Below are 22,121 nucleotides of genomic sequence, written 5' to 3' on the forward strand. Positions count from 1 at the left end.
CTCATCCATCCTTTCTGTGTCTGCCATAAACTATGCTCCGGCAGATCACTTACTGTTCTATTGTACCACATTTCGTTCTTTAAAGACACAAAAGACACTGCCACTGGCAGTGCCTCTTGCATACTTCCCTATCTGAAAGACCTGCCGCTGGCAGGTTATTTCCTGTTATATATAAGTTTCTCTCCCCGCATGAATATGTAGAACCATACAAACAGCAGCACACCTTTCAGAATACTCGAAATCGTAATACTCCACCAGATCCCGTTCAGCGCAAGTGTTGTATGAACCAGTATCAGCGCAAGCGGAATCCTGAGCGCCGTAAATACAATACTGATCACAGATGGCGGCACGGTCTTTCCATACCCCGAAAATGCACCTGCCGTCGTAATCTCAAGACTCATAAAAAGCTGCGATACACCAAGGATCCGAAGATAATCCACTCCAAGCGGAATTACATCTTTTTCTGTAATAAAAATCCGGAATACCGGAGCCGGACAGCATATTAATAATAGCGTACAGAAAATCCCCCATACAAATACTACTTTTAATGCGCTGACATATCCCTGATAGATCCGTCTCTTCTTACCTGCGCCATGGTTCTGCGATGTAAATGAATTCACCGCTGCTGCAAAACCATCCGCTGTCATCCACGAAATTGATTCTATCTGTGAACCAACTTTCTGGACAGCCACCGCCGCATCTCCATATCCCGCGACCAGACGTGCAATGATCATCGATATTCCGGTAAACAGCATACTCTGAACAGACGTTGGAAAACCGATTCTGACAATTCCTTTCAGATGATGCAGATCCGGCTTCTTCAGATATCTTACATATTGAAAAAGTACGGTATCCTTCATCGCAAATATAAAAAACATAACTGTAACGATCATCTGCGCGGTTACCGTAGCAATTGCTGCACCTGTCACTCGAAGAACCGGAAATGGTCCGATTCCAAAAATCAGAACCGGATCCAGGACGATATTAACAACCAGTCCGGTCGTTGTTGCCAGAAATACCGGCCTGCTGTTACCGATTGCCGTAAATAATCCGGTATACGTCTGATTTAAAAAGGAAAACAAGACAAGACCGCAAGTAATTTCAAGATAATATATGGCATCCCGGATCACCTGTGCCTGATTCAGATGGAAAAAATGAATCAGTGGTTTTGCCCCTAATATACAGACAAGTCCATAAATAATCCCCAAAATCAACGTAAGCTGTAACGCGTTGGATGCATATTCTGCGGCCTCTTCACTATTAGATGCCCCAAGTGCATGTCCGACATTAACCTGCCCTCCCATTTTTGCAAGCGCGGCAAGTCCGTTGGAAAGCCACATATACATTCCTGCTGCCCCAACAGACGCTACCGCCGAACTTCCGATACGGCCGATCCAGATCATGTCGGTCATATTGTACGCCATCTGGATCAATGACGTCGCCATGATCGGGACAGCCAGTCTGGTAAGAGATGATAATACAGGTCCGTTTACCAAATCAATTTTCTTTTGCATGATTGGCTATACTCTTTTCAATACTTTCACGATCTCGCCCATATACATCGTATGATAATCCTTATCCGGATACCATTTATCATCATTTTCCTTAACATCGAAACATTCCGGTTTCATATCCTGTGTATACTGAGTCTTGCATACGAAGATCAGATCTGCTTCTTCAACTGCAGTTGTTCCGTCTACCGCATATGGATGAAGGCCTGCTTCTTTCCATTTATCTTCTACGTCTTTTCCTGATACAGATCCGCATACGCTTAATGCTTTTCTGTAATCTTCTGACAGGAAAGAAAGCGTGTACATACCGGTCTCATCCATGAATTTCTTCGTGTATCTCTGTGGGCGGATATATGCAGTTGCGATATTCTTTCCCCACATGATTCCGACACCACCCCAGCTTGCTGTCATGGTGTTACTCTTTTTTTCATCTCCTGCTGTTACCAGCATCCACTCTTTTGAAATCTTTGTGAATGGGTTGAATTCCAGACTTTCAATTGCTACTTCTTTAAATGCCATTTCCATATCCTCCTTATCGTCTTTATGTACTCTCACAAAATTAAGTATGAAACAGTAGCAAGAGTACATCTTTGCTTTTAGAATTACAGACAGTGAGTATTCACTGCCTGCAATTTTACTGTATTCTTTTATAATTATACTACTTTACTAACACTTTACGGAAGTTTTTCTTACCCTTTTTCAGGACTACGCCTTCTCCACTTAATGCTTCTCCGGCAAATGTCTGGAATACATCTGTCACCTTCTCACCATCTACAGATACTCCACCCTGCTGTACGGCACGGCGTGCTTCTGACTTAGAAGCTGTCAGTCCTGATTTTACTAACATCGTCAGGATATCGATGTTACCGTCTGTAAGGTCTTCTTCTGTCAGTTCTGTCTTTGGCATATCTGCTGCTGCACCTGTTGAGAATAATGCTCTTGCTGCCTCCTGTGCCTTCTGTGCTTCTTCTTCACCGTGAACCAGTTTTGTAAGCTCGAATGCAAGAATCTCTTTTGCTGTGTTAAGCTGTGCACCTTCCCAGCTGTCCATCTTGTCGATCTCTTCTAATGGAAGGAATGTCAGCATACGGATGCATTTTAACACGTCTGCATCTGCAACATTTCTCCAGTACTGGTAGAATTCGAATGGTGATGTCTTGTTAGGATCAAGCCATACAGCACCGCTCTGTGTCTTACCCATCTTTTTACCTTCTGAGTTCAGAAGCAGTGTGATCGTCATAGCAGAAGCGTCTTTTCCGAGTTTACGACGGATCAGTTCTGTACCTGCAAGCATGTTGCTCCACTGGTCGTCCCCGCCAAACTCAAGGTTACATCCGTATTTCTGGTATAACTCATAGAAGTCATATGCCTGCATGATCATGTAGTTGAACTCAAGAAAGCTGAGTCCTTTTTCCATTCTCTGCTTGTAGCACTCTGCTGTCAGCATACGGTTAACGGAGAAATGTGCTCCGACTTCACGTAATACTTCGATGTAGTTCAGTCCCATCAGCCAGTCAGCGTTATTAACCATCAATGCTTTTCCATCTGAGAAATCGATAAATCGACTCATCTGTTTCTTAAAGCAGTCACAGTTGTGCTGGATTGTCTCCGGTGTCATCATCTGACGCATATCTGTTCTTCCGGATGGATCACCGATCATAGCTGTTCCTCCACCGATCAGTGCGATTGGTTTGTTTCCTGCTTCCTGCAGACGTTTCATCAAGCACAGTGCCATGAAATGTCCTACGTGAAGGCTGTCTGCTGTCGGGTCAAATCCGATGTAGAATGTAGCCTTTCCATTGTTGACCAAGTCTTTGATCCTGTCTTCGTCTGTTACCTGTGCGATCAGACCTCTTGCAACGAGTTCTTCATAAATTCCCATTTTTATTCTCCTTTTATTATGTTAATGATTTACAGAATTCTCACTTTACTTCAGCTTGCAAATATGCTTTTCAGGAAGCGATTTTCCCACATAACTGGTCAAAAAAAGTCCTTATCCAATCAATATTGGATAAGGACGATATTAACCGTGGTACCACCTTATTTTGCTGATTACCTGCGTATTCAGCCTCATTCAGTCTGCGTGTTCACAGACCTTTGCACTATAACGTGTGCCCGACGTCACAGCCTACTTTCGAAAACACTCATAATTCTTATCGTGTATCATTTCGGTGTGCAGCTCCAAGACGTATTCATTCTTCACTCTTTCATGCGCCTCTCATCAACCGGCAGCTTTCTGTATGGGTGTGTGAATCACTACTTCTTCTTTTCCAAGCCTTTGTGATATCTGTATATTATTTTCCTGTCTGTGTTAAAGACTAACTGATTTGATGAACTTTGTCAAGATGATTTTTAATCTCCATCTTTTATTTTTTCAAAAAGTTGCAGCCATGCTCCTGCAATTATTTCATTTCCATATTCTGTCAGATGAATACCATCCGTTGTAACACTCTCATATCCTGCTTTTTCTGCTTTCAATATTATCATCTCCTGAAGCGCAAGAAAGTCCGCATGATATTTTTCTGCAATCTTTTTTTCGATTCTTTCTGTCTGTTTTATTCCCGGAATCCAGTTTTCATACATTCTGGGATATGGCACTATAAATGGCGACATACAGATAAGCTTTGCATCCGATTGCTCTGTAATTTCTTTCACAATGGCTTCATAACAGGCTTCAAACTGCTGTTCTTCCAGGCTCTTTCCTGTATTCATCATAACTCCGACGTCATTGCATCCTATCAGAATGCTTACGACATCCGGTCGTTTTAAAATGCATTCCTTCTCCAATATACGTTTCACTCCATGAATCGTGAATCCATCATGTCCTCGATTCATAATGTCGTACTTCTTCCTTCCGCCGCCACTGTCATTCAACTTCTCAGCCACCATATTCACATAACCGTTTCCCAGTGGATTTTCTAAAAAGCAATGACTGGCATCTGTAATACTGTCACCTAAAAATATAATCTTTTTCATCTGTCCTTAACACCAAATGGCCTTATACTATAAATTGCATGAATTATAATTCCTGTCCGTCCTTAATTACCATCTTAAGCTCCAAATTCTCGTCTAATAATACGATATTCGCTTTCTTTCCCGGTGCGATCGAACCATATGTATCTTCAATTCCAAGACTCTTAGCCGGATTGATCGTCGCACATGCAATAGCTGTCTCAAGTGGGATCTCCATCTTTTTAACTACTGTACGCAGGCAGTCAGCAAGGTTTGTTACTGATCCTGCAAGTGCTCCGTCAGATACCAGTGTCGCATGATTTCCAACTACTTTTACATCCAGACCGCCAAGTGTATACTGTCCGTCCGGCATTCCGGTTGCACGCATGCTGTCACTGATCAGGATCATGCGGTCTGCTCCCATCATCTTGAACGCTGCTCTTACCATAGATGGGTGGATATGTACACCGTCACAGATAATTTCTGCCATTACATGTTCACTATCTGATACTGCACCTACTACACCCGGTTCACGGTGTGTGAATGCAGGCATTGCATTAAAGAGATGTACCGCATGATTCGCACCTGCATCAAACGCTGCTTTTGCGTGTGCATAATCAGCATTCGTATGTGCAAGGGAAATATTCACCTTATCTTTCATTGCTTTTACAAATGCAACTGCTTCGTCACTTTCTTCCGGCGCAAGTCCGACAAACTTTACAAGCCCTTCGGAAGCATCAATGAATCTCTGACAGATTTCCGTATCACAAGGCATGATGTTTCTTTCATCCTGTGCACCTTTTTTCACCGGACTGATAAACGGTCCTTCCATGTTCACACCTACAAGGTCCGCTCCCTTAGGATTCTGCTCTTTTTTGTATTCAGCTGCCGTTCTTAAGATCGTTTCCAGCTCTTCGACCGGAAGTGTCATGGTTGCCGGTGCAATTGTTGTAACACCTACAGATGCCTCATATTTTGCAATATTTTCAATTGCTTCTTTGCTGTTATCGCAGAAGTCATCTCCCATACATCCGTGGAAATGCAGATCGATCAGTCCCGGGATTGCATATGCTCCCCGTCCATCGATCACTTCCTCTCCGATCATATCCGGTACATTTTCTGTTGTATAAATATTATCAATTTTATCATCGTGGATTACAATACCACCTGCTGTAAATTTCTTATCTTCTGTATAAACGATTACATTTTTGATTATCATTTCAGTTATCCTCCAATTTATTCTGTCTATTTCCGCATATCATTTTATCATTCATACGATGTCCCCGTGATATGTATTTATTTTAATAAGCTCCTGCGAAGCGCCTCACCTTCTTCCAGTGCACGCAGTGTATTATCATGCAGTACCTCTTTTTCATACTTATCCTGCTCTACATAATAAGAATAGATAATATCCAGCATGACCAGGATTGGGAACTGTGGTGATATAACGTTACCATGGTTCAAATGCCGAAGCGACGGAAGTAAGAGTACTTCCGAACAATATTGTTCAAAATCACCCCGGTTATTCGCCGTCAGCAGTACGGTTTTTGCACCTCTTCGATAAGCTTCCTGCAGCAAAAACAATACCGATTCTTTTGTACCACTGATACTGATTCCGAACACCAGACTTCTCTTATCCTGAAATACCGCCTGCATCCTCATCATATCCGTCTCCACCAATGAATCAATATCCACACCGATACGCATAAAGCGAAGCTCCATCTCCCTTGCAGAAAGTCCCGAACTTCCCGTTCCACATACAAATACCCGCTCCGCCTGATTCAGATATCTGCTGATTCTTGCAATCTGAGCTTCATCTACCAGACTGTACGTCTTATTCAGGAGTTCCTGGTATGCATTCAAGATCATCCTGGTATTCCCTGTAATAGATTCCTGCTTTTCAACAAATGTTTCTTCATACTGATAGACAAATTCCCTGTAACCTCTGTAGCCACATTTTTTTGCAAATCTTGAAAGTGAAGCTTCTGATACAAAAAGTCTTTCTGCGATAGATTTCGCAGAAAAATCTACTTTCTTTCTGTTCTGTATAAAAAAATCTGCAATATTTCTTTCTACTGTTGTGAACTTATCATAGTTGGATTCTATGATCGGTACTACTGATTTCACATAATATTCCATAGCTTATTATCCCTGTTCTGATTACTAGTGTCTTCCCTGGAAATGATAGAATGCTCCAAGCATACCGGCATTGTTCTGATTTTTGGCAAATGCAATCCTTGTATGCTCCCACATACTGGACACCAGATATTTTTCTACTGCTTTTTCAATCTTATCTTTTAAGAATGCTTCCTGTGCCATAATTCCACCGCCAAGTACAACAACTTCCGGATTCACTACATAGCAGATATTGGCAATTCCTTTTCCAAGTACATCCACCATCTCGTCAATTGCACGGTTACAGATCTCATCGCCTTTTTTCGCCTCTTCGAAAATGTGATATCCGCTCCAGTTTTCGGTTGGTTCTTCCTTCCACGCAGCTACTTTCTTTGTCAGGATGCTTGCTGCTCCGAGTGTCTGGAAATCACTGTCATCCATATGCATATATCCAACTTCACATGCACTGTTGCTGAATCCGTGGAACACTTCACCGTTCAGAAGGATACAGCCGCCGATTCCGGTTCCGATCGTCAGCATCACTGCTGCCTTGCTTCCTGCAGCCGCACCTGCTTTATACTCTGCAAGTCCGGCACAGTTTACATCATTTTCCACTTCACATGGAATTCCGAATCGTTCTTCTACTGTCTTTTTAAATGCCGTTCCGATATAATTCGGGATCAACGGTGCAGAATAGAAGATTTCTCCTTTTTCGATGTCCACCATACCTGCAGTAGAGATACACACACCTGCATCTGCTTCACCTTTTAACTCTTCTACAATACCGATCACTTTCTCAAGGATCGCCGGTCCGCCTTTTTGTGCTTCTGTCTTCATTTCTTTTTTTAACAGTACTTCTGCATTCTCGCTTACAATCCCATATTTGATGGCTGTGCCGCCGATATCAATACTAATATATTTTTTCATTTCTTCTTTTCCTCTTTCACTATCCTTCATTATACTCGTTAGGCCAGAAAAGGGCAAACCGTTCTTTCATGGTTTGCCCTCGACTTTTCTGATTAGATCTTTACTTTGAATATTGCCTTTTTGATGGCTTCCGGTTCCTGAACCTGAACCGCTGTTCTGTGTCCGTCACTTGGATAACAGATCAGGAAATCTCCATCTGTCAGGACTACTGAAGAATTCTTTTCTCCATCCATTGGAAGAAAATCATCTTTTTCCACAAAATCTTTTAATTCCATATTCTGAATGAAGTTCAGATCGATCTGTTCATTTCCATGGATCATTACATGGACGTCCAGATAATTTTTATGTGCTTCCCAGAAACGTTCTTCCGGTGTTGTTGTTGTATATTCTACGATATTGACAAACAGTCTGTCACCATCGATCTCATGACTTCCCTTTTCATAAGATGCAAGATCGTGTGTCTTTGCATATTCAAAGCACTCTTTTACTTGTTCTTCTAAGAATGGGAATTCTGATAAATTATTGATATTTCCAAAAATCACGAAAATCGTCACTCCTTCTTAGTTTTTGTAAATGGTTGTGTTAGGAGCAGGTACGGAATCGTCTCCTTTTGCCTTTCTCCAGATGATACTTGCCGGGATACCAATTACCAGTGATACTACAATTGAGATGATTGAGTATGACCAGATTGATACGTGATCAGCAGGTACGAAGTATTTGATGTATACCATTACGCCTGATGCAACGATGAATGCACATACTGCACCAAATGTATTGGCAACCTTTGTAAATGCTCCAAGGATAAATGTTCCGATCAGGATACCAAGTACCAGTCCCATGAATCCATTGAACCATTCGTATGCAGATTTTACTCCGCCGTTAGCCAGTACCATAGCAACTACGATTGCGAAGATACCAACGATCAGAGATACATACTGTCCGATCTTTGTCTGTTTCTCAAAGCTTAATTCTTTCTTAGAAAGTCTTGCCTGGATATCCAGTGTCCAGCTTGATGCTACAGAGTTCAGACCTGTAGAAAGTGTAGACTGTGCTGCTGCATAAATAGCTGCTAACAGAAGTCCTGTTACACCAACCGGAAGCTCAAATGCGATGTAAGATGCGAAGATCTGGTCCTGAGCTGCTGCCGGTGGAAGTGTATTCTGCTGATAGAATACGTATAATCCTGTACCGATCAGGTAGAATACTGTTGCGATGAAGATTGATAATCCTCCGTTTGCAAGCATCATTTTGTTCAGTTTCTTTGTATCAGTTGTTGTTGTAAAACGCTGTACAATATCCTGGCTTGATACGTAAGATGCCATTGTATTGAATCCGGCACCAACGATCATGATGAATACGCTGTCTTTAAAAATGTTAGCATTGAAGATCGGCTGATCTACAGCAAGGAACTTATGCTCTGTTGTCAGTGCATGTGCGATTGCTCCAAATCCACCATCTAAGTGTGCTAACAGGAAGATCAGTGCAAATGTAACACCGATCAGAAGTACAGATCCCTGGATGAAGTCTGTCCAAAGTACGGATTTAAGACCTCCTGTGTATGAGTAAATAATAGCAATGATACCCATGATAATGATCAGTAAGTTTACGCTGATTCCAGTCAGACTTCCAAGTACCATACATGGAAGGTACATGATGATTGACATACGTCCGATCTGGTAAATGATGAACATTACAGCTCCAAGTACACGAAGTCCTTTGCTTCCGAATCTCAGTTCCAGATAATGATATGCTGTATCAATATCCAGTTTGCTGTAGATTGGCAGGAAGAATTTAATCGTGATCGGGATAGCTAACAGCATACCAAGCTGTGCGAACCACATGATCCATGTTCCTGCGTATGAGTTTCCTGCTAATGACAGGAATGAAATCGGACTTAACAGTGTTGCGAAAATTGATACGGAAGTTACCCACCACGGTACAGTTCCGTCTCCTTTAAAATACTCTTTTCCTTTCATTTCTTTCTTTGCGAAATGAAGGCCGGCGAACAGTACAGCCGCGAGATAAATTACTAAAATGACTAAATCTACTACGGTAAACCCTTGCATCGTCTCTCTCCTTACAGATATTTTTCTTTCACGTATTTTTTATATAATCTTACAGATATTTAGCTTTTGCGTCGCGAACCATCTTAGCTGCTTCTTCAACGATAGCCATGTCTTCTTCTACTAATGCTGGCAGTGGCTCTCTTACTCCGCCAAGTTCCAGACCTTCGTTGATCTTTAACATAGCTTTGATCACTGCGTACATATTTCCGTGTGCAGAGCACATCTTATAGATAATCTCATCACAAGCATACTGGATTTCTCTTGCTTCTTCCATCTTTCCGGCTCTTACATACTCGTCTAATTTCAGATATAATTCCGGCATAACTCCGTATGTACCACCGATTGCTCCTTCAGCTCCGATGACACGTCCACTCATGAACTGCTCATCTGGTCCGTTAAAGATGATGTAGTCAGGGCCTGCTGCCTGTTTGAACATCTGGATATCCTGTACCGGCATAGAAGAGTTCTTAACACCAATTACGTTAGGATTCTTTCTCATCTCTGCGAAAAGTCCCTGTGTAAGAGCTACTCCTGCAAGCTGTGGAATGTTGTAGATTACGAAGTCTGTGTTTGGTGCTGCTGCACTGATGTCATTCCAGTACTGAGCGATTGCATACTCTGGCAGGTGGAAGTAGATCGGTGGGATTGCTGCGATTGCATCAACTCCAAGGCTTTCTGCATGTCTTGCAAGCTCCTGGCTGTCTTTTGTGTTGTTGCATGCAACGTGTGCGATTACTGTAAGCTTTCCTTCTGCTGCTTTCATAACGTTCTCAAGGATGATCTTACGGTCTTCTACGCTCTGGTAGATACATTCTCCTGATGAACCGTTAACGTATACACCTTTTACACCTTTTTCTACGAAGTACTTTGTCAGTGCCTGTACGCCTTCCGGACTTACATTGCCTTCGTTGTCATAACATGCATAGAATGCTGGGATCACGCCTTTGTACTTTTCAAGATTTCTCATTGTTTTTTCTCCTTTTCTTTTTTGATATATTGCTTTATCTTTTTATAATGTTATCAATAAATCCTTTAGGGAATTATCTTTCCATTTCTTCCACAAATGATTTTGTGATCAGCTGTGGTCTTGTGATAATAGAACCGACAACAACGCTGTATGCTCCAAGTTCGATCACGTGTCTTGCTTTTTCCGGTGTGTTGATGTTACCTTCTGCAATGACTCTGTGTTTTGCTTTTGCGACAATCTTTCTTAAGATTTCGAAATCATTTGCCTCGATCTTGTCGCCCTTGCTCTGCTCTGTGTAACCAACCATTGTAGTTCCAATGAAGTCAAATCCAAGTTCATCCGCATGCAGTGCTTCTTCCACTGTAGAACAGTCTGCCATAAATAACTGATCCGGATATTTTGCTTTTACTTCTTTAAAGAACTCATCTAATGTCTTTCCGCCAGGTCTCTTTGAAATAGTAGCGTCCATAGCGATGATTTCAGGTTTTACTTCCATCAGTTCTTCGATTTCTTTCATCGTTGGTGTAATGTAGATATCACTGTCATCATAATCTCTTTTTACGATTCCGATGATCGGCAGATCAACCTGTGACTGGATCTCCTTGATATCTTCTTTTGTATTTGCACGAATTCCGCTTGCACCTCCCTGTTTTGCAGCCAGTGCCATTCTTCCCATAATGAATGAAGAATGTAAAGGTTCATTCGATAATGCCTGACAAGAAACGATTAATTTTCCTTTCAGATTTTCAACTTTCTGATTCATTGTTTTGTTCCCTCCTTCGTTCTGCAATCAGTATAATATTGTTCGATTTTATTTTCAAGTGTCTTTGTAGTTGTTGAAAGCTCTTTCATTCTTTTCAATTCCCATATCCTATTTTCCTTATTTTTCGCCTTTTATTTTGTGCAACTTGCACAATTCCAGGTAGTTTCTTTCCAGTTTTGAAAGTAGTTTCTGTTCTTTCTATTTCACTTGAAAATTCATTTATAATGTATATACTGGTATTCAGAAACAAAAAACAATTGAATAAGGAGAGGTTATTATTATGGTAATTTATAAAGCAAAAGACTATCAGGATATGAGCCGTAAAGCAGCAAACATTATTTCTGCACAGATTATTATGAAACCAAACTGTGTACTTGGACTTGCAACCGGATCTTCACCGGTCGGTACTTATAAACAGCTGATTGAATGGTATAAGAAAGGTGATCTTGATTTTTCTCAGGTTACAAGCGTGAACCTCGATGAATATAAAGGACTCAGTCCGGAAAATGACCAGAGCTACAGATATTTCATGAACACCAATCTTTTCGATCATGTAAATATCGATAAAACACGTACTTTCGTTCCGAACGGACTGGAAGCAGATTCTGACAAAGCCTGCAGTGAATACAATGAGATCATCCGCAAACAGGGCGGCGTAGACCTTCAGCTTCTCGGTCTTGGACACAACGGACACATCGGATTCAACGAGCCAGGTGCTGCTTTTGAAAAAGAGACACACTGTGTAGATCTGACAGAAAGCACAATTGAAGCCAACAAACGTTTCTTCGAATCTGAAGATGATGTTCCAAGACAGGCCTACACAATGGGTATTAAAAATATCATGCAGGCAAAGAAGATCCTCGTAGTCGTAAGCGGAGAAGATAAAGCTGCAATCTTAAAAGAAGTATTATACGGCCCAATTACTCCGGAAGTTCCTGCTTCTATCCTTCAGCTTCACAATGATGTTACGATTGTGGCTGATGCAGCTGCACTTAGCAAAATTAATATGTAGATCACAGGACTTACCACCGGCAAGTTCTGTTGTATACTTTGGTATAAAAAAGCAGGCGTTCTATTGAAAGAATGCCTGCTTTTTTATATCTGTCTTACTGATTTGACTCCGTACTTTTGATGCGTGCGGCTTTTTTTCTGCCTGTAATAACCAGGATTGCTGATACTATCACAATTGTGCCTGCCAGAAGTTGTGATACCGGAAGTCCAACTTTCGGCAATAAAAGCTGATCTGTTCTGAGGCTTTCGATCCAGAATCTGCCAAGACCGTAGCCTAAGAGATAGATCAGGAAGACCTCTCCATCGAATTTCTTGTGTTTGCGGTATAGCAGCATAATGATCAGCACCATCAGGCACCACATGGATTCATACAGGTATGTCGGGTGAACCTGAATGTACATGACCCCTTTTACGGTCTCTGCATGATTCCACATCTTTGTAGTAATGTCTGAGCTTCTGACTGCATCTACCGGAAGTCTCATTGCAAATAAGCCATTTGTATATTCACCGAATGCTTCTCGGTTAAAAAAATTTCCCCATCTTCCAATCATCTGTCCGGTGATCAGACCAAATCCGCCGGTATCAAATAAAAGAAACGGTGATATTTTTTTTATTTTTGCAAATATGAATACTACAATAATTGCAGTAATTACACCACCGTATATAGCAAGTCCTCCCTCACGGATATTAATGATGCTCTTAATGTCGTCTTTATACATATCCCAGGAGAAGATCACATAATATGCTCTTGCTCCGATAATCGAAAAGATTACTCCGTATATTGCCAGATCATAATAATCCTCTACATTCTGATGTGTGCGCTTTGCTTCCATTACTGCCAGCATGAGTCCCGCCAGGATCCCAATTCCTATGACGATCCCATAATATGCAATATCAAATCCAAATACGGTGATATGATCTCCGACAGATTTTAAATGAATTCCCAGATTCGGAAAATCAATTGTTCTGTGCATTTCTTTTTCCCTTTCCTTTTTCTTTATAGATATGACTTTCCAGATTGGCAGAAAAGCCGGCACATACCATGCCAGCTTTTCTATTTATACATTTTCTTATGTGTTTTCAGCATGCTTAGTATGCTTATACATTGAAACGGAACAGCATGATGTCTCCGTCTTTTACCACATAGTCTTTTCCCTCCAGACGGATCAGACCCTTTTCTTTGGCTGCTGTGTGACTTCCGCATGCGATCAGATCATCATAAGATACAACCTCTGCACGGATGAATCCTCTTTCAAAGTCAGAATGAATCTTTCCAGCTGCCTGAGGTGCCTTTGTTCCTTCTGTGATCGTCCATGCACGGACTTCCGGCTCACCTGCTGTCAGGTAACTGATAAGTCCAAGCAGTTTATAGCTTGCTTTGATCAGTTTTTCCAGACCAGACTCTTTTAATCCAAGATCTTCCAGGAACATCTTCTTCTCATCATCATCCAGTTCTGAAATCTCTGCTTCGATCTCTGCACATACAACGAATACTTCACTCTGCTCTCCCTTGGCATACTCACGAACAGCCTGTACCCCTTCGTTATTAGCCGCATCATCTGCCAGATCGTCTTCAGATACATTTGCTGCATAGATCACTGGTTTGTAAGTCAGAAGATTGTAGCTTTCCAGCCATGCCTGTTCTTCCTCGTCATCTACTTCTTCGAATGTCTTTGCAAGCTTTCCGTCTTCGAGATGTGCTTTAACCTTATTCAGAAGTCCGAGTTCTTTTGCTGCTGATTTATCATTTCTTGCAACTTTGGAAACTTTGGAAATTCTTCTTTCCAGGATTTCAAGATCAGAGAAGATCAGCTCTAAGTTAATTGTCTCGATATCACGAAGTGGATTAATGCTTCCGTCTACGTGTACGATATTGCTGTTCTCAAAGCATCTCACTACATGTACGATTGCATCTACTTCACGGATATTGGCAAGGAACTGGTTCCCAAGTCCTTCTCCTTTTGAAGCACCTTTTACGAGTCCAGCGATATCAACGAATTCAATTGCTGCCGGGATGATTTTTTTTGTGTGATACATCTCTCCCAGTACATTTAATCTTTCATCCGGTACAGTTACAACTCCTACGTTCGGGTCGATGGTACAGAACGGGTAGTTAGCTGATTCTGCTCCGGCCTTTGTAAGTGAGTTAAACAGTGTACTCTTTCCTACGTTTGGTAATCCTACGATTCCTAATTTCATTTTTCTATTTCCTCCTGTGAATCTATCTGTTTTCTCTTTTTGGCACTCTATGTCTGATAGTCTTGCCGGTAATCATTCTCATTCCGGCACTCTTATATCACAATAAAAAAGTCTTAACACAGTATTTTGTATTATACCATGCTAGGACTTTTTTGTGAATAATTTTGCTTTAAATTCTATTATGAAAATTTTATCTGTCTTTTGTCTCCATCAGGATTACAATCCCTTTCATGAAGCTGATCGTAACTTCATCTTCCTGAAACTGATTGCTTACACACAGACTGTCATAAGGAATCAGGGTATGATTATCAAGCGGATACTTTGCCCCCTTAATACTAAATCCATATACCTCTTTCCCCAACGGGAACACTGAAAAATACGGCCCATATGTTTCACCTTTCTTCAGGTGTGTCTCCCCGCCTCCGATCAGACGGATCTTATTCTGCGTATCCATAATAACGGCATCAATCCCTGCTTTAAATGGAATTGCAAGGCTCTGTACATTAGCCCAGAGATGATCAATTCGCCCTCCGGTCGCTCCAAGGATCAGGATTTCCTTAGCCCCTAGTGTCATCGCAAGTCTTATTGCAATCTCTGTATCCGATGCATCTTTTACCGGATTAAATTCACGAATAGGAACATTCGTCTCATTGCGGTAATAATCACCGATTTCTTTTTTTACACTGTCGAAATCGCCAACAATATAATTCGGCAGTATCTGATGTCTGCAAAGGAACTCCATACCTCTGTCCACACCGATGACATACTGATTCTCTTCTTTTTCAAGAATCGATAATACAAATTCTTCATTCAGTTCCCCACCACTGATGATGATAATCCTCTTACTCATAACTCTTTAGTATCTCCATAAATTTTGCAGTATTTTCTCCGGCATCCCCTCTGAATACAGCGGAGCCGGAAACAATCACATTCGCTCCTGCATCCAGTACTTCTCTTACATTCTCTACATAGACGCCGCCATCTACCTGAATATCCGTCTCCAGATTTTTTTCATTTAACATCGCACGAATCGCACGAATCTTGTCCAATGACTCTGGAATGAATTTCTGTCCTCCGAATCCAGGATGAACACACATCACCAGAATCATATCCACTTCTTCAAGATACGGTACAACTTCCTTCACATCCGTCTCCGGATTAATAGAAAGTCCTACTTTCATTCCGCATTCGCGGATCTTATTCAGCGTAGCTTTTACATCCTCACAGGCTTCTACATGTACAGTTACAGAATCAGCCCCTGCTTTCTGAAATGCTTCCACATAACGGATTGGCTCCTGAACCATCAGATGTGCATCCATGAATTGCTCTGTAGCATCATGAATCGATGCCATAACCGGCATACCGAATGAAATGCTTGGTACAAACATTCCATCCATGACATCAAAATGAATATATTCCGCTCCATTATCCTCAGTCTTTTTCATTTCCTGACCCAAAACTTTGAAATCCGCCGCCAGTATTGACGGTGCTAATACATAGTTTATCATCAGTACCTCCTCTTATTCTTCAATTCCTCATACATTTCTATATAATTCTGATAACGGATCTTATGAATCTTTCCTTCTTCCAAAGCTTCTTTTACTGCGCATCCCGGCTCATGCACATGATCACATCCATTAAACCGACACATTCCTTCATATTCCCGGAATTCCGGGAATAAATATTTCAATTCTTCTTTTTCATAATCATTGACGTACAATGAGCTAAATCCGGGTGTATCCATGATATAAGAATCCTCATCGATCGCGAATAGTTCCGAATGTCGTGTCGTATGTTTGCCACGCTCAATCTTTGTGCTGATCGCACCGGTCTCCATCTCGGCGTCCGGCTGCAGAATATTGATGATCGAAGATTTTCCTACCCCTGACGGCCCTGCAATTGCCGTCGTCTTTCCTTTTAGCAATTCACGTATTTTTTCAATTCCCCGTTCTTCTTTTGCACTTACGAATACCATTGGATAGCCACATGTTTCGTAGATTTCTTCCAGTTCTTTTATCTGAGGATCTGTTGCAATATCTTCTTTATTAAAGCATAAAACCACCGGAATTTCTTTGCTTTCCATCATGACCAGAAATCTGTCCAATAGATTAAAATGCGGATTCGGTTTTGTGATTGCAAAAACCACCAATGCCTGATCGATGTTAGCCACTGCCGGACGTATCAATTCATTCTGACGAGGCAAGATTTTTACGATATTGCCTTTCTTCTCGGATTCATCCAGAACCTCTATCTCTACATTATCTCCGACCAGAGGTTTTATCTTTTCTTTACGAAATACCCCTTTTGCTTTACATTCATAAACACCGAATTCTACTACATGAACGTAGTAGAATCCGGCAATTCCTTTTATAATTTTTCCCTGCATATCTTTTTACTGATTACCACCGTTATTTCCATCACCGGAATTCTGGCCGTTATTTCCTGAATTTCCGGAATTGTCACCATTATTTCCAGTGTTATTACTATCTTGTGATTTTGATCCAAGACTGATCACATAACTGATTGTTCCTCCTTTGGAAACTGTTCCTGAAGAAGGAGTCATGGAAATAATACATCCTTTTGCATAACTGTCACTGTATTGTGAATCAGATATATTGGTATAAAGTCCTTTTGACGATGCCCAGCTCTTCAGTGCTGATTCCTGTTGACCGACAAAACTCTGTACTTCTATCTTTTCCTCCGGTTTCGGTCCGTTACTTACGGTAATAGAAATACTCGTTCCTGCAGAAGCCTTTGTTCCAGGTTCTACTGTCTGACTGATGACCATTCCTTTTTCTACACTGTCGCTGTAATCATAAGTTACAGTTCCTACATTAAATCCGTAACTCTTGATTGTACTCTGTGCAGTTGCATCTGCCATACCTCTTACATCCGGCACTGTCTTCTTATTGCTTCCCTGACTTACCAGCATCGTAACCGTCGAACCTTTCTCAGCTTTTGTACCTGCTTCCGGTGTTGTACTGATTACTTTTCCACTTTCAACACTGTCATCATACTGGAAACTTGAAGTTACTTTAAATCCTGCCTCCTCAAGTTCATTCTGTGCCTCTGTCTCACTCATACCACTGACATACGGTATTGCCTTTTTGCTTCCAACTAGTCCTGAACTTACAACTACTTCAATCTTGGTATGTTTTGATACCTTTTCTCCGGCTTCCGGTGTCTGTTTTGAGATCTTTCCTGCCTTATACTTCTTAGACTCTTTTCTTGTCACAACCTGAATTCCGAGTCCTTTTTTATTCAGCAGTGCCTTTGCATTCTCTTCAGACATACCACGGACATCCGGTACTGTGACCTTGCCTGATTTATCTTCCTCGTCCTGAGTTGTAATTCCACCAAATGATTTAAATACGCCTGCCGCCTTACCAACAGTAAATACAAGGATCAGCACGATGATCGCCACAACTACGATTGTAAGTATCTTCATGATCTTATGCATATGCGGATTGACTTCATCTGCCCCTCTGCCACTTTCATAATTCTCATAATCTTCGTCGTTGTCATCATTTCCATACATGGTATCTGTATCATACTCATCTGTATCATACTCTTCTGTATCATACTCTTCATCATCATTTCCATTCCGGATATCATCCAGATCTTTGTCTGTCATGATAACGGTATCTGTCATACCACCGATTGGAGGGATCACTACAAAATCCCCATCCGGATCGACCAGTGAATGCTTCAGATCCTGAATCAGAGCCCCTGTACTTTCATATCTTCTCTCTGAACTTTTCTGCGTACATTTCAGAATGATCTGCTCCAGACTGTACGGAATATCCGGTACGAGTTCTGACGGCGGTGTAATCTCCTGCTGCAGATGCTTCATTGCAACTTCTACCGTTGTCTCCCCGTCAAATGGAACCTGACCGGTTACCATTTCGAATAAAGTTATACCAATTGAATAAATATCACTTCTCTGATCACTGAATCCGCCTCTTGCCTGCTCCGGCGACGTATAATGAACCGATCCCATCGCATTCGTACTTACCGTATTGGACGTTATGGCCTTCGCAATTCCAAAATCCGTAACTTTTACCTTTCCGTCCTTGGAAATAATAATATTCTGTGGTTTGATATCGCGATGGATAATTCCCGATGCATGTGCTGCGCCGATACCGCTGCACATCTGAATCGCAATACTGATCGTCTCTTTATGAGAAAGTCTTCCCTTTCTCTCTATATATTCTTTTAATGTAATTCCTTCTACGAGTTCCATAACCATATAGTTAAGGCCACGGTCCTCCCCTACATCATATACATTTACAATATTCGGATGTATCAGTCCGGCTGCTGCCTGTGCCTCCGAACGAAATTTTCTCACGAAATTTTCATCCTCTTTATACTGTTTCTTTAATACCTTAATCGCTACATATCGGTTCAGCATCTGATCCCGGCCTTTATAGACATCTGCCATTCCGCCGGCACCGATCTTACTAAGTACAGCATATCTCTTGCCTAGTACGATTCCATCTTTTACCATACACTCACCTCATCAGCAAGTGGCTCTGCTACGATAACCCCTATATTATCTCTCCCGCCATTGCTATTTGCTTTTTCTATCAACATCTGAACAGCTTCCACTACGTCTCTGGAACCTTTGACAATATTGAACATGTCTTCATCCTCTACCATATTACTGAGGCCATCTGTACACATCAATATCATATCACCCTTTTTCAGACGATATTCATAAATGTCCGGTTCCACATCTTCTTTTACACCAATTGCCCGTGTAATGATGTTCTTATCCGGATGGTTTCTTGCTTCTTCTGCTTTGATTCCACCAAGTCTTACCATCTCTTCTACCAGCGAGTGATCTTTGGAAAGCTGACGGATCTTATCGTTGATCAGGTAAAGTCTGCTGTCTCCCACATTGGCAAAGTACAATGTATTGCCAACAACAGTTGCCGCTACCAGTGTCGTTCCCATACCTTCCAGTTTTATATCTCTTGAAGCTGCCTCGATTAATTTATGATTTGCAATACTGACTACGCTCCTTAGGATCTCCTCGGGTTTATCCATCGGTGTCTTCTTCAGTTCATCTTTTAATACATTTACCGTATAACTGGACGCGAAATCTCCCGCCTTATGTCCGCCCATTCCGTCGGCGACCGTAAGGAGATTTGGAAATGGTCCAATCGGTCTGTCTGTCACATATACATAGTCCTGATTGACCTCACGTCTTCTTCCTACATCAGTCATTGCATAAATTTTCATCTGTCTCTCCCTCGCTTTTGGCTGCGTGTCTGCGACGCAACTGTCCACAGGCTCCGTCAATATCAGAGCCTCTTTCCCTTCTTATAGTAACATTAATTCCGTTTTTTTCAAGTTTATTTTTAAATTCCATGGCATTTTTGCGGTCCGGCTTTTTGAAATCTCTTTCCTTGATCGGGTTCACCGGAATCAGATTAAGATGACAATTTCGCCCTTTTAAAATCGTCGTAAGTTCCCGGATATCGTCCGGCTGGTCATTCACTCCGGCTACCAGACTGTACTCGAAAGTAATCCTTCTTCCTGTCTTGTCAAAATAATAATCGCAGGCATCCAGTACTTCCGACAGATCGTATTTATTCGCTACCGGCATCAGTTTCTTACGTTTTTCCTGACTGGAACCGTGAAGTGAAAGTGCCAGTGTGATCTGAAGTCCTTCCTCCGCAAGCCGTCTCATATTCGGAACGATTCCACAGGTAGACGCCGTAATATTTCTCTGACTGATATTCAGTCCGTGCTCATCACTCAACATATGGATAAACTTTACAAAATTATCATAATTATCGAGCGGTTCTCCGGTTCCCATCACAACAACATTCGAAACACGTTCTCCGGTAATCTTCTGGATGTGATAGATCTGCCTTAACATCTCAGACGGCTCCAGGCTTCTTACCAGTCCACCGATTGTCGAAGCGCAGAATCTGCACCCCATACGACAGCCCACCTGCGAAGAGATACATACGGAATTACCGTAATTATATTTCATCAGAACACTTTCTACCATATTACCGTCTTCCAGTTCGAATAAGAACTTCTCCGTCGGATCTTCTTTTGATATCTGATGATCGATCATCTTCACTTTGCGGATCTCATAATTTTTTTTCAGTTTCTCACGTAAGGCTTTTGACAGATTCGTCATTTCATCAAAATCATCTGCCAGCTTTACATGAAGCCATTCATAGATCTGTTTGCTCCGGAATGCCTTCTCTCCGATTACAAGCATCTCTTCTTTTAATTCATCATAATTATAGGAACATATATCTTTCTTACTCATGGTTCACCCTTTTTATTATTGCTATGTAGAATCCATCTCCTGCATCTTTACCCGGAATCATCTGTTTGTCTTTCACCAGTTCAAATTCCGGATATTCTTTCAGGAACCATTCTACATTCCCCTCATTCTCTTCTCTGTGTATGGTACAGGTACTATACAGAAGCTTCCCGTCCGGTTTTACATAATCCTTTACCACCGACAGGATCTTCCTCTGTAATTCCACCAAGTCAGCTTCCGTCTTTTCATTCATCTTATAACGCAGATCCGGTTTCTTTCCAAGTACACCAAGTCCGGAACACGGAAGATCTGCGATTACAATATCTGCACTCTTTTTCTTATCCGGATCATACACGGTTGCATCCTGGCATACTGCCTCAATATTGGTAAGGCCGCTTCTTTCGATGTTGTCCCGGATCAGATCGACTTTATATTCAGTCAAATCTCTTGCTTCCACATGGCCGGTTCCGTTCAGAAGTTCTGCGATATGTATGGATTTTCCACCCGGTGCGGCACACACATCCAGTATCTGGTCTCCTTCTTTCACTTCTGACCATAATGCTACCTGCATAGAACTTAAATCCTGCACCTGATAAAGTCCTTCGCAGAAGCTTGGAAGTGCGGACAGGTGATCATATCCTGACAGATATAATGCACACGGAATCTCCGGCACTTCACCAACCGTTACACCTTCTTTTTTCAGGATTCCGACCAGATCTTCTTTTTTGATCTTATGTTCATTAAACCGGACTGTTAATGGCTTTTCTTCCAGAAATGCACTTCCGATTGTCTTTACTGTCTCTTCGTCGTATACGTTCAGCCATTGTTTGACCAGCCATTCCGGCAGCGAATACTTCACGGAAAGGTAAGACACCTTATCCTTCTCATCCGGATAGTTAATCTTGTCAAGATTCCTGCTGATATTGCGGAGCACTCCGTTGACGAATCCTTTCAGATTCACGAATCCTCTTTTGCCTGCAAGCTTCACCGCTTCATTACAGATTGCCGAATCCGGTACGCTGTCCATATATTTCATCTGATACACCGAACTTCTTAAGATCGTTCGTATCAACTGTTTCATCTTATTTACTTTTACCTTTGAAAACAGATTAATGATATAGTCGATCTCAATCATGCGTTCCAGGGTTCCATTTACCACTCTTGTGATAAATGCACGTTCTCGTTTGTCCAGATACTGATATTTATCCAGAACATTCTTTATAACAATATGGCTGTACTCACCGTCTCTCGTGATCTGAAGCAGCATGTCCAGCACTAATTCTCTTTCATTTACAGACGCCTGCATACGTCCCCTCCTCTT

The 22,121-nt window shown here is 41.7% G+C and carries 21 protein-coding genes and 1 other annotated feature; of the genes, 1 reads left to right on the forward strand and 20 read right to left on the reverse strand.

The window, feature by feature from the left end:
- Positions 1–155 precede the first annotated feature (155 nt).
- The 11 genes from NQ508_RS09940 to NQ508_RS09990 form a co-directional block, all read right to left on the reverse strand.
- Positions 156–1,514 carry an MATE family efflux transporter gene (locus tag NQ508_RS09940; protein ID WP_006427794.1) on the reverse strand — a complete coding sequence of 453 codons (1,359 nt, stop codon included), beginning with the start codon at positions 1,512–1,514 and terminating at the stop codon, positions 156–158.
- Positions 1,515–1,520: 6 nt separating this feature from the next.
- Positions 1,521–2,030 carry a flavin reductase family protein gene (locus NQ508_RS09945; RefSeq protein WP_044920128.1) on the reverse strand — a complete coding sequence of 170 codons (510 nt, stop codon included), beginning with the start codon at positions 2,028–2,030 and terminating at the stop codon, positions 1,521–1,523.
- Between the two features lie 139 nt (positions 2,031–2,169).
- Positions 2,170–3,393: a tyrosine--tRNA ligase gene (gene tyrS, locus NQ508_RS09950; protein WP_006427792.1), complete on the reverse strand. Its 1,224-nt coding sequence runs from the start codon at positions 3,391–3,393 to the stop codon at positions 2,170–2,172.
- 128 nt (positions 3,394–3,521) lie between these two features.
- Positions 3,522–3,793, reverse strand: a binding site (T-box leader).
- Between the two features lie 70 nt (positions 3,794–3,863).
- Positions 3,864–4,487, reverse strand: coding sequence for an SGNH/GDSL hydrolase family protein (locus tag NQ508_RS09955; protein WP_006427791.1), 624 nt, complete (start codon positions 4,485–4,487; stop codon positions 3,864–3,866).
- A gap of 43 nt (positions 4,488–4,530) precedes the next feature.
- On the reverse strand, positions 4,531–5,682 hold the full coding sequence (gene nagA / locus NQ508_RS09960; RefSeq protein ID WP_006427790.1) for an N-acetylglucosamine-6-phosphate deacetylase: 1,152 nt from the start codon (positions 5,680–5,682) through the stop codon (positions 4,531–4,533).
- Positions 5,683–5,759: 77 nt separating this feature from the next.
- On the reverse strand, positions 5,760–6,602 hold the full coding sequence (locus tag NQ508_RS09965; RefSeq protein ID WP_006427789.1) for a MurR/RpiR family transcriptional regulator: 843 nt from the start codon (positions 6,600–6,602) through the stop codon (positions 5,760–5,762).
- Positions 6,603–6,626: 24 nt separating this feature from the next.
- Positions 6,627–7,505: an ROK family protein gene (locus tag NQ508_RS09970; RefSeq protein ID WP_044920125.1), complete on the reverse strand. Its 879-nt coding sequence runs from the start codon at positions 7,503–7,505 to the stop codon at positions 6,627–6,629.
- 92 nt (positions 7,506–7,597) lie between these two features.
- Positions 7,598–8,047 carry a NanQ anomerase/TabA/YiaL family protein gene (locus tag NQ508_RS09975; protein WP_022416399.1) on the reverse strand — a complete coding sequence of 150 codons (450 nt, stop codon included), beginning with the start codon at positions 8,045–8,047 and terminating at the stop codon, positions 7,598–7,600.
- Positions 8,048–8,065: 18 nt separating this feature from the next.
- Positions 8,066–9,571 (reverse strand): sodium:solute symporter family protein, encoded by a 1,506-nt coding sequence (locus NQ508_RS09980; RefSeq protein ID WP_006427786.1) that lies wholly within the window; start codon positions 9,569–9,571, stop codon positions 8,066–8,068.
- Between the two features lie 49 nt (positions 9,572–9,620).
- Positions 9,621–10,538, reverse strand: a complete 918-nt coding sequence (locus tag NQ508_RS09985) for a dihydrodipicolinate synthase family protein (RefSeq protein WP_006427785.1) — start codon at positions 10,536–10,538, stop codon at positions 9,621–9,623.
- Positions 10,539–10,611: 73 nt separating this feature from the next.
- Entirely contained in the window at positions 10,612–11,301 is a 690-nt protein-coding gene (locus tag NQ508_RS09990; protein ID WP_006427784.1) for an N-acetylmannosamine-6-phosphate 2-epimerase, read from the reverse strand.
- Between the two features lie 280 nt (positions 11,302–11,581).
- On the opposite strand from NQ508_RS09990, the gene nagB reads away from it, so the two are divergent.
- Positions 11,582–12,313 carry a glucosamine-6-phosphate deaminase gene (gene nagB, locus NQ508_RS09995; RefSeq protein WP_006427783.1) on the forward strand — a complete coding sequence of 244 codons (732 nt, stop codon included), beginning with the start codon at positions 11,582–11,584 and terminating at the stop codon, positions 12,311–12,313.
- A 94-nt stretch (positions 12,314–12,407) separates the two neighbouring features.
- Here the strand turns inward: nagB and lgt are convergent, their stop codons facing one another.
- From lgt to rsmB, 9 genes are all read right to left on the reverse strand, one after another.
- On the reverse strand, positions 12,408–13,286 hold the full coding sequence (lgt, locus tag NQ508_RS10000; protein ID WP_006427782.1) for a prolipoprotein diacylglyceryl transferase: 879 nt from the start codon (positions 13,284–13,286) through the stop codon (positions 12,408–12,410).
- A gap of 124 nt (positions 13,287–13,410) precedes the next feature.
- Positions 13,411–14,511, reverse strand: coding sequence for a redox-regulated ATPase YchF (ychF, locus tag NQ508_RS10005; RefSeq protein WP_006427781.1), 1,101 nt, complete (start codon positions 14,509–14,511; stop codon positions 13,411–13,413).
- Positions 14,512–14,701: 190 nt separating this feature from the next.
- Positions 14,702–15,361 carry a thiamine diphosphokinase gene (locus NQ508_RS10010; RefSeq protein WP_006427780.1) on the reverse strand — a complete coding sequence of 220 codons (660 nt, stop codon included), beginning with the start codon at positions 15,359–15,361 and terminating at the stop codon, positions 14,702–14,704.
- Positions 15,354–16,016, reverse strand: coding sequence for a ribulose-phosphate 3-epimerase (gene rpe, locus NQ508_RS10015; protein ID WP_155115987.1), 663 nt, complete (start codon positions 16,014–16,016; stop codon positions 15,354–15,356). The genes NQ508_RS10010 and rpe overlap by 8 nt, the downstream gene beginning before the upstream one ends.
- A 2-nt stretch (positions 16,017–16,018) precedes the next feature.
- Entirely contained in the window at positions 16,019–16,897 is an 879-nt protein-coding gene (gene rsgA / locus NQ508_RS10020) for a ribosome small subunit-dependent GTPase A (protein WP_006427778.1), read from the reverse strand.
- A gap of 6 nt (positions 16,898–16,903) precedes the next feature.
- The gene (gene pknB, locus NQ508_RS10025; RefSeq protein ID WP_022415856.1) at positions 16,904–19,018 is read right to left on the reverse strand and encodes a Stk1 family PASTA domain-containing Ser/Thr kinase; all 2,115 of its coding nucleotides are present in this window, start codon (positions 19,016–19,018) and stop codon (positions 16,904–16,906) included.
- Positions 19,012–19,755, reverse strand: a complete 744-nt coding sequence (locus NQ508_RS10030; protein ID WP_006427776.1) for a Stp1/IreP family PP2C-type Ser/Thr phosphatase — start codon at positions 19,753–19,755, stop codon at positions 19,012–19,014. Before NQ508_RS10030 ends, pknB begins: the two co-directional genes overlap by 7 nt.
- A complete protein-coding gene (gene rlmN / locus NQ508_RS10035) occupies positions 19,733–20,803 on the reverse strand; it encodes a dual-specificity RNA methyltransferase RlmN (RefSeq protein WP_006427775.1) in 1,071 nt (356 codons plus the stop codon). The genes NQ508_RS10030 and rlmN overlap by 23 nt, the downstream gene beginning before the upstream one ends.
- Positions 20,796–22,106, reverse strand: coding sequence for a 16S rRNA (cytosine(967)-C(5))-methyltransferase RsmB (gene rsmB / locus NQ508_RS10040; protein ID WP_006427774.1), 1,311 nt, complete (start codon positions 22,104–22,106; stop codon positions 20,796–20,798). The genes rlmN and rsmB overlap by 8 nt, the downstream gene beginning before the upstream one ends.
- Positions 22,107–22,121: the final 15 nt, after the last annotated feature.

It is taken from the genome of Dorea longicatena, from assembly GCF_025150085.1.
Lineage (GTDB): Bacteria > Bacillota > Clostridia > Lachnospirales > Lachnospiraceae > Dorea_A > Dorea_A longicatena.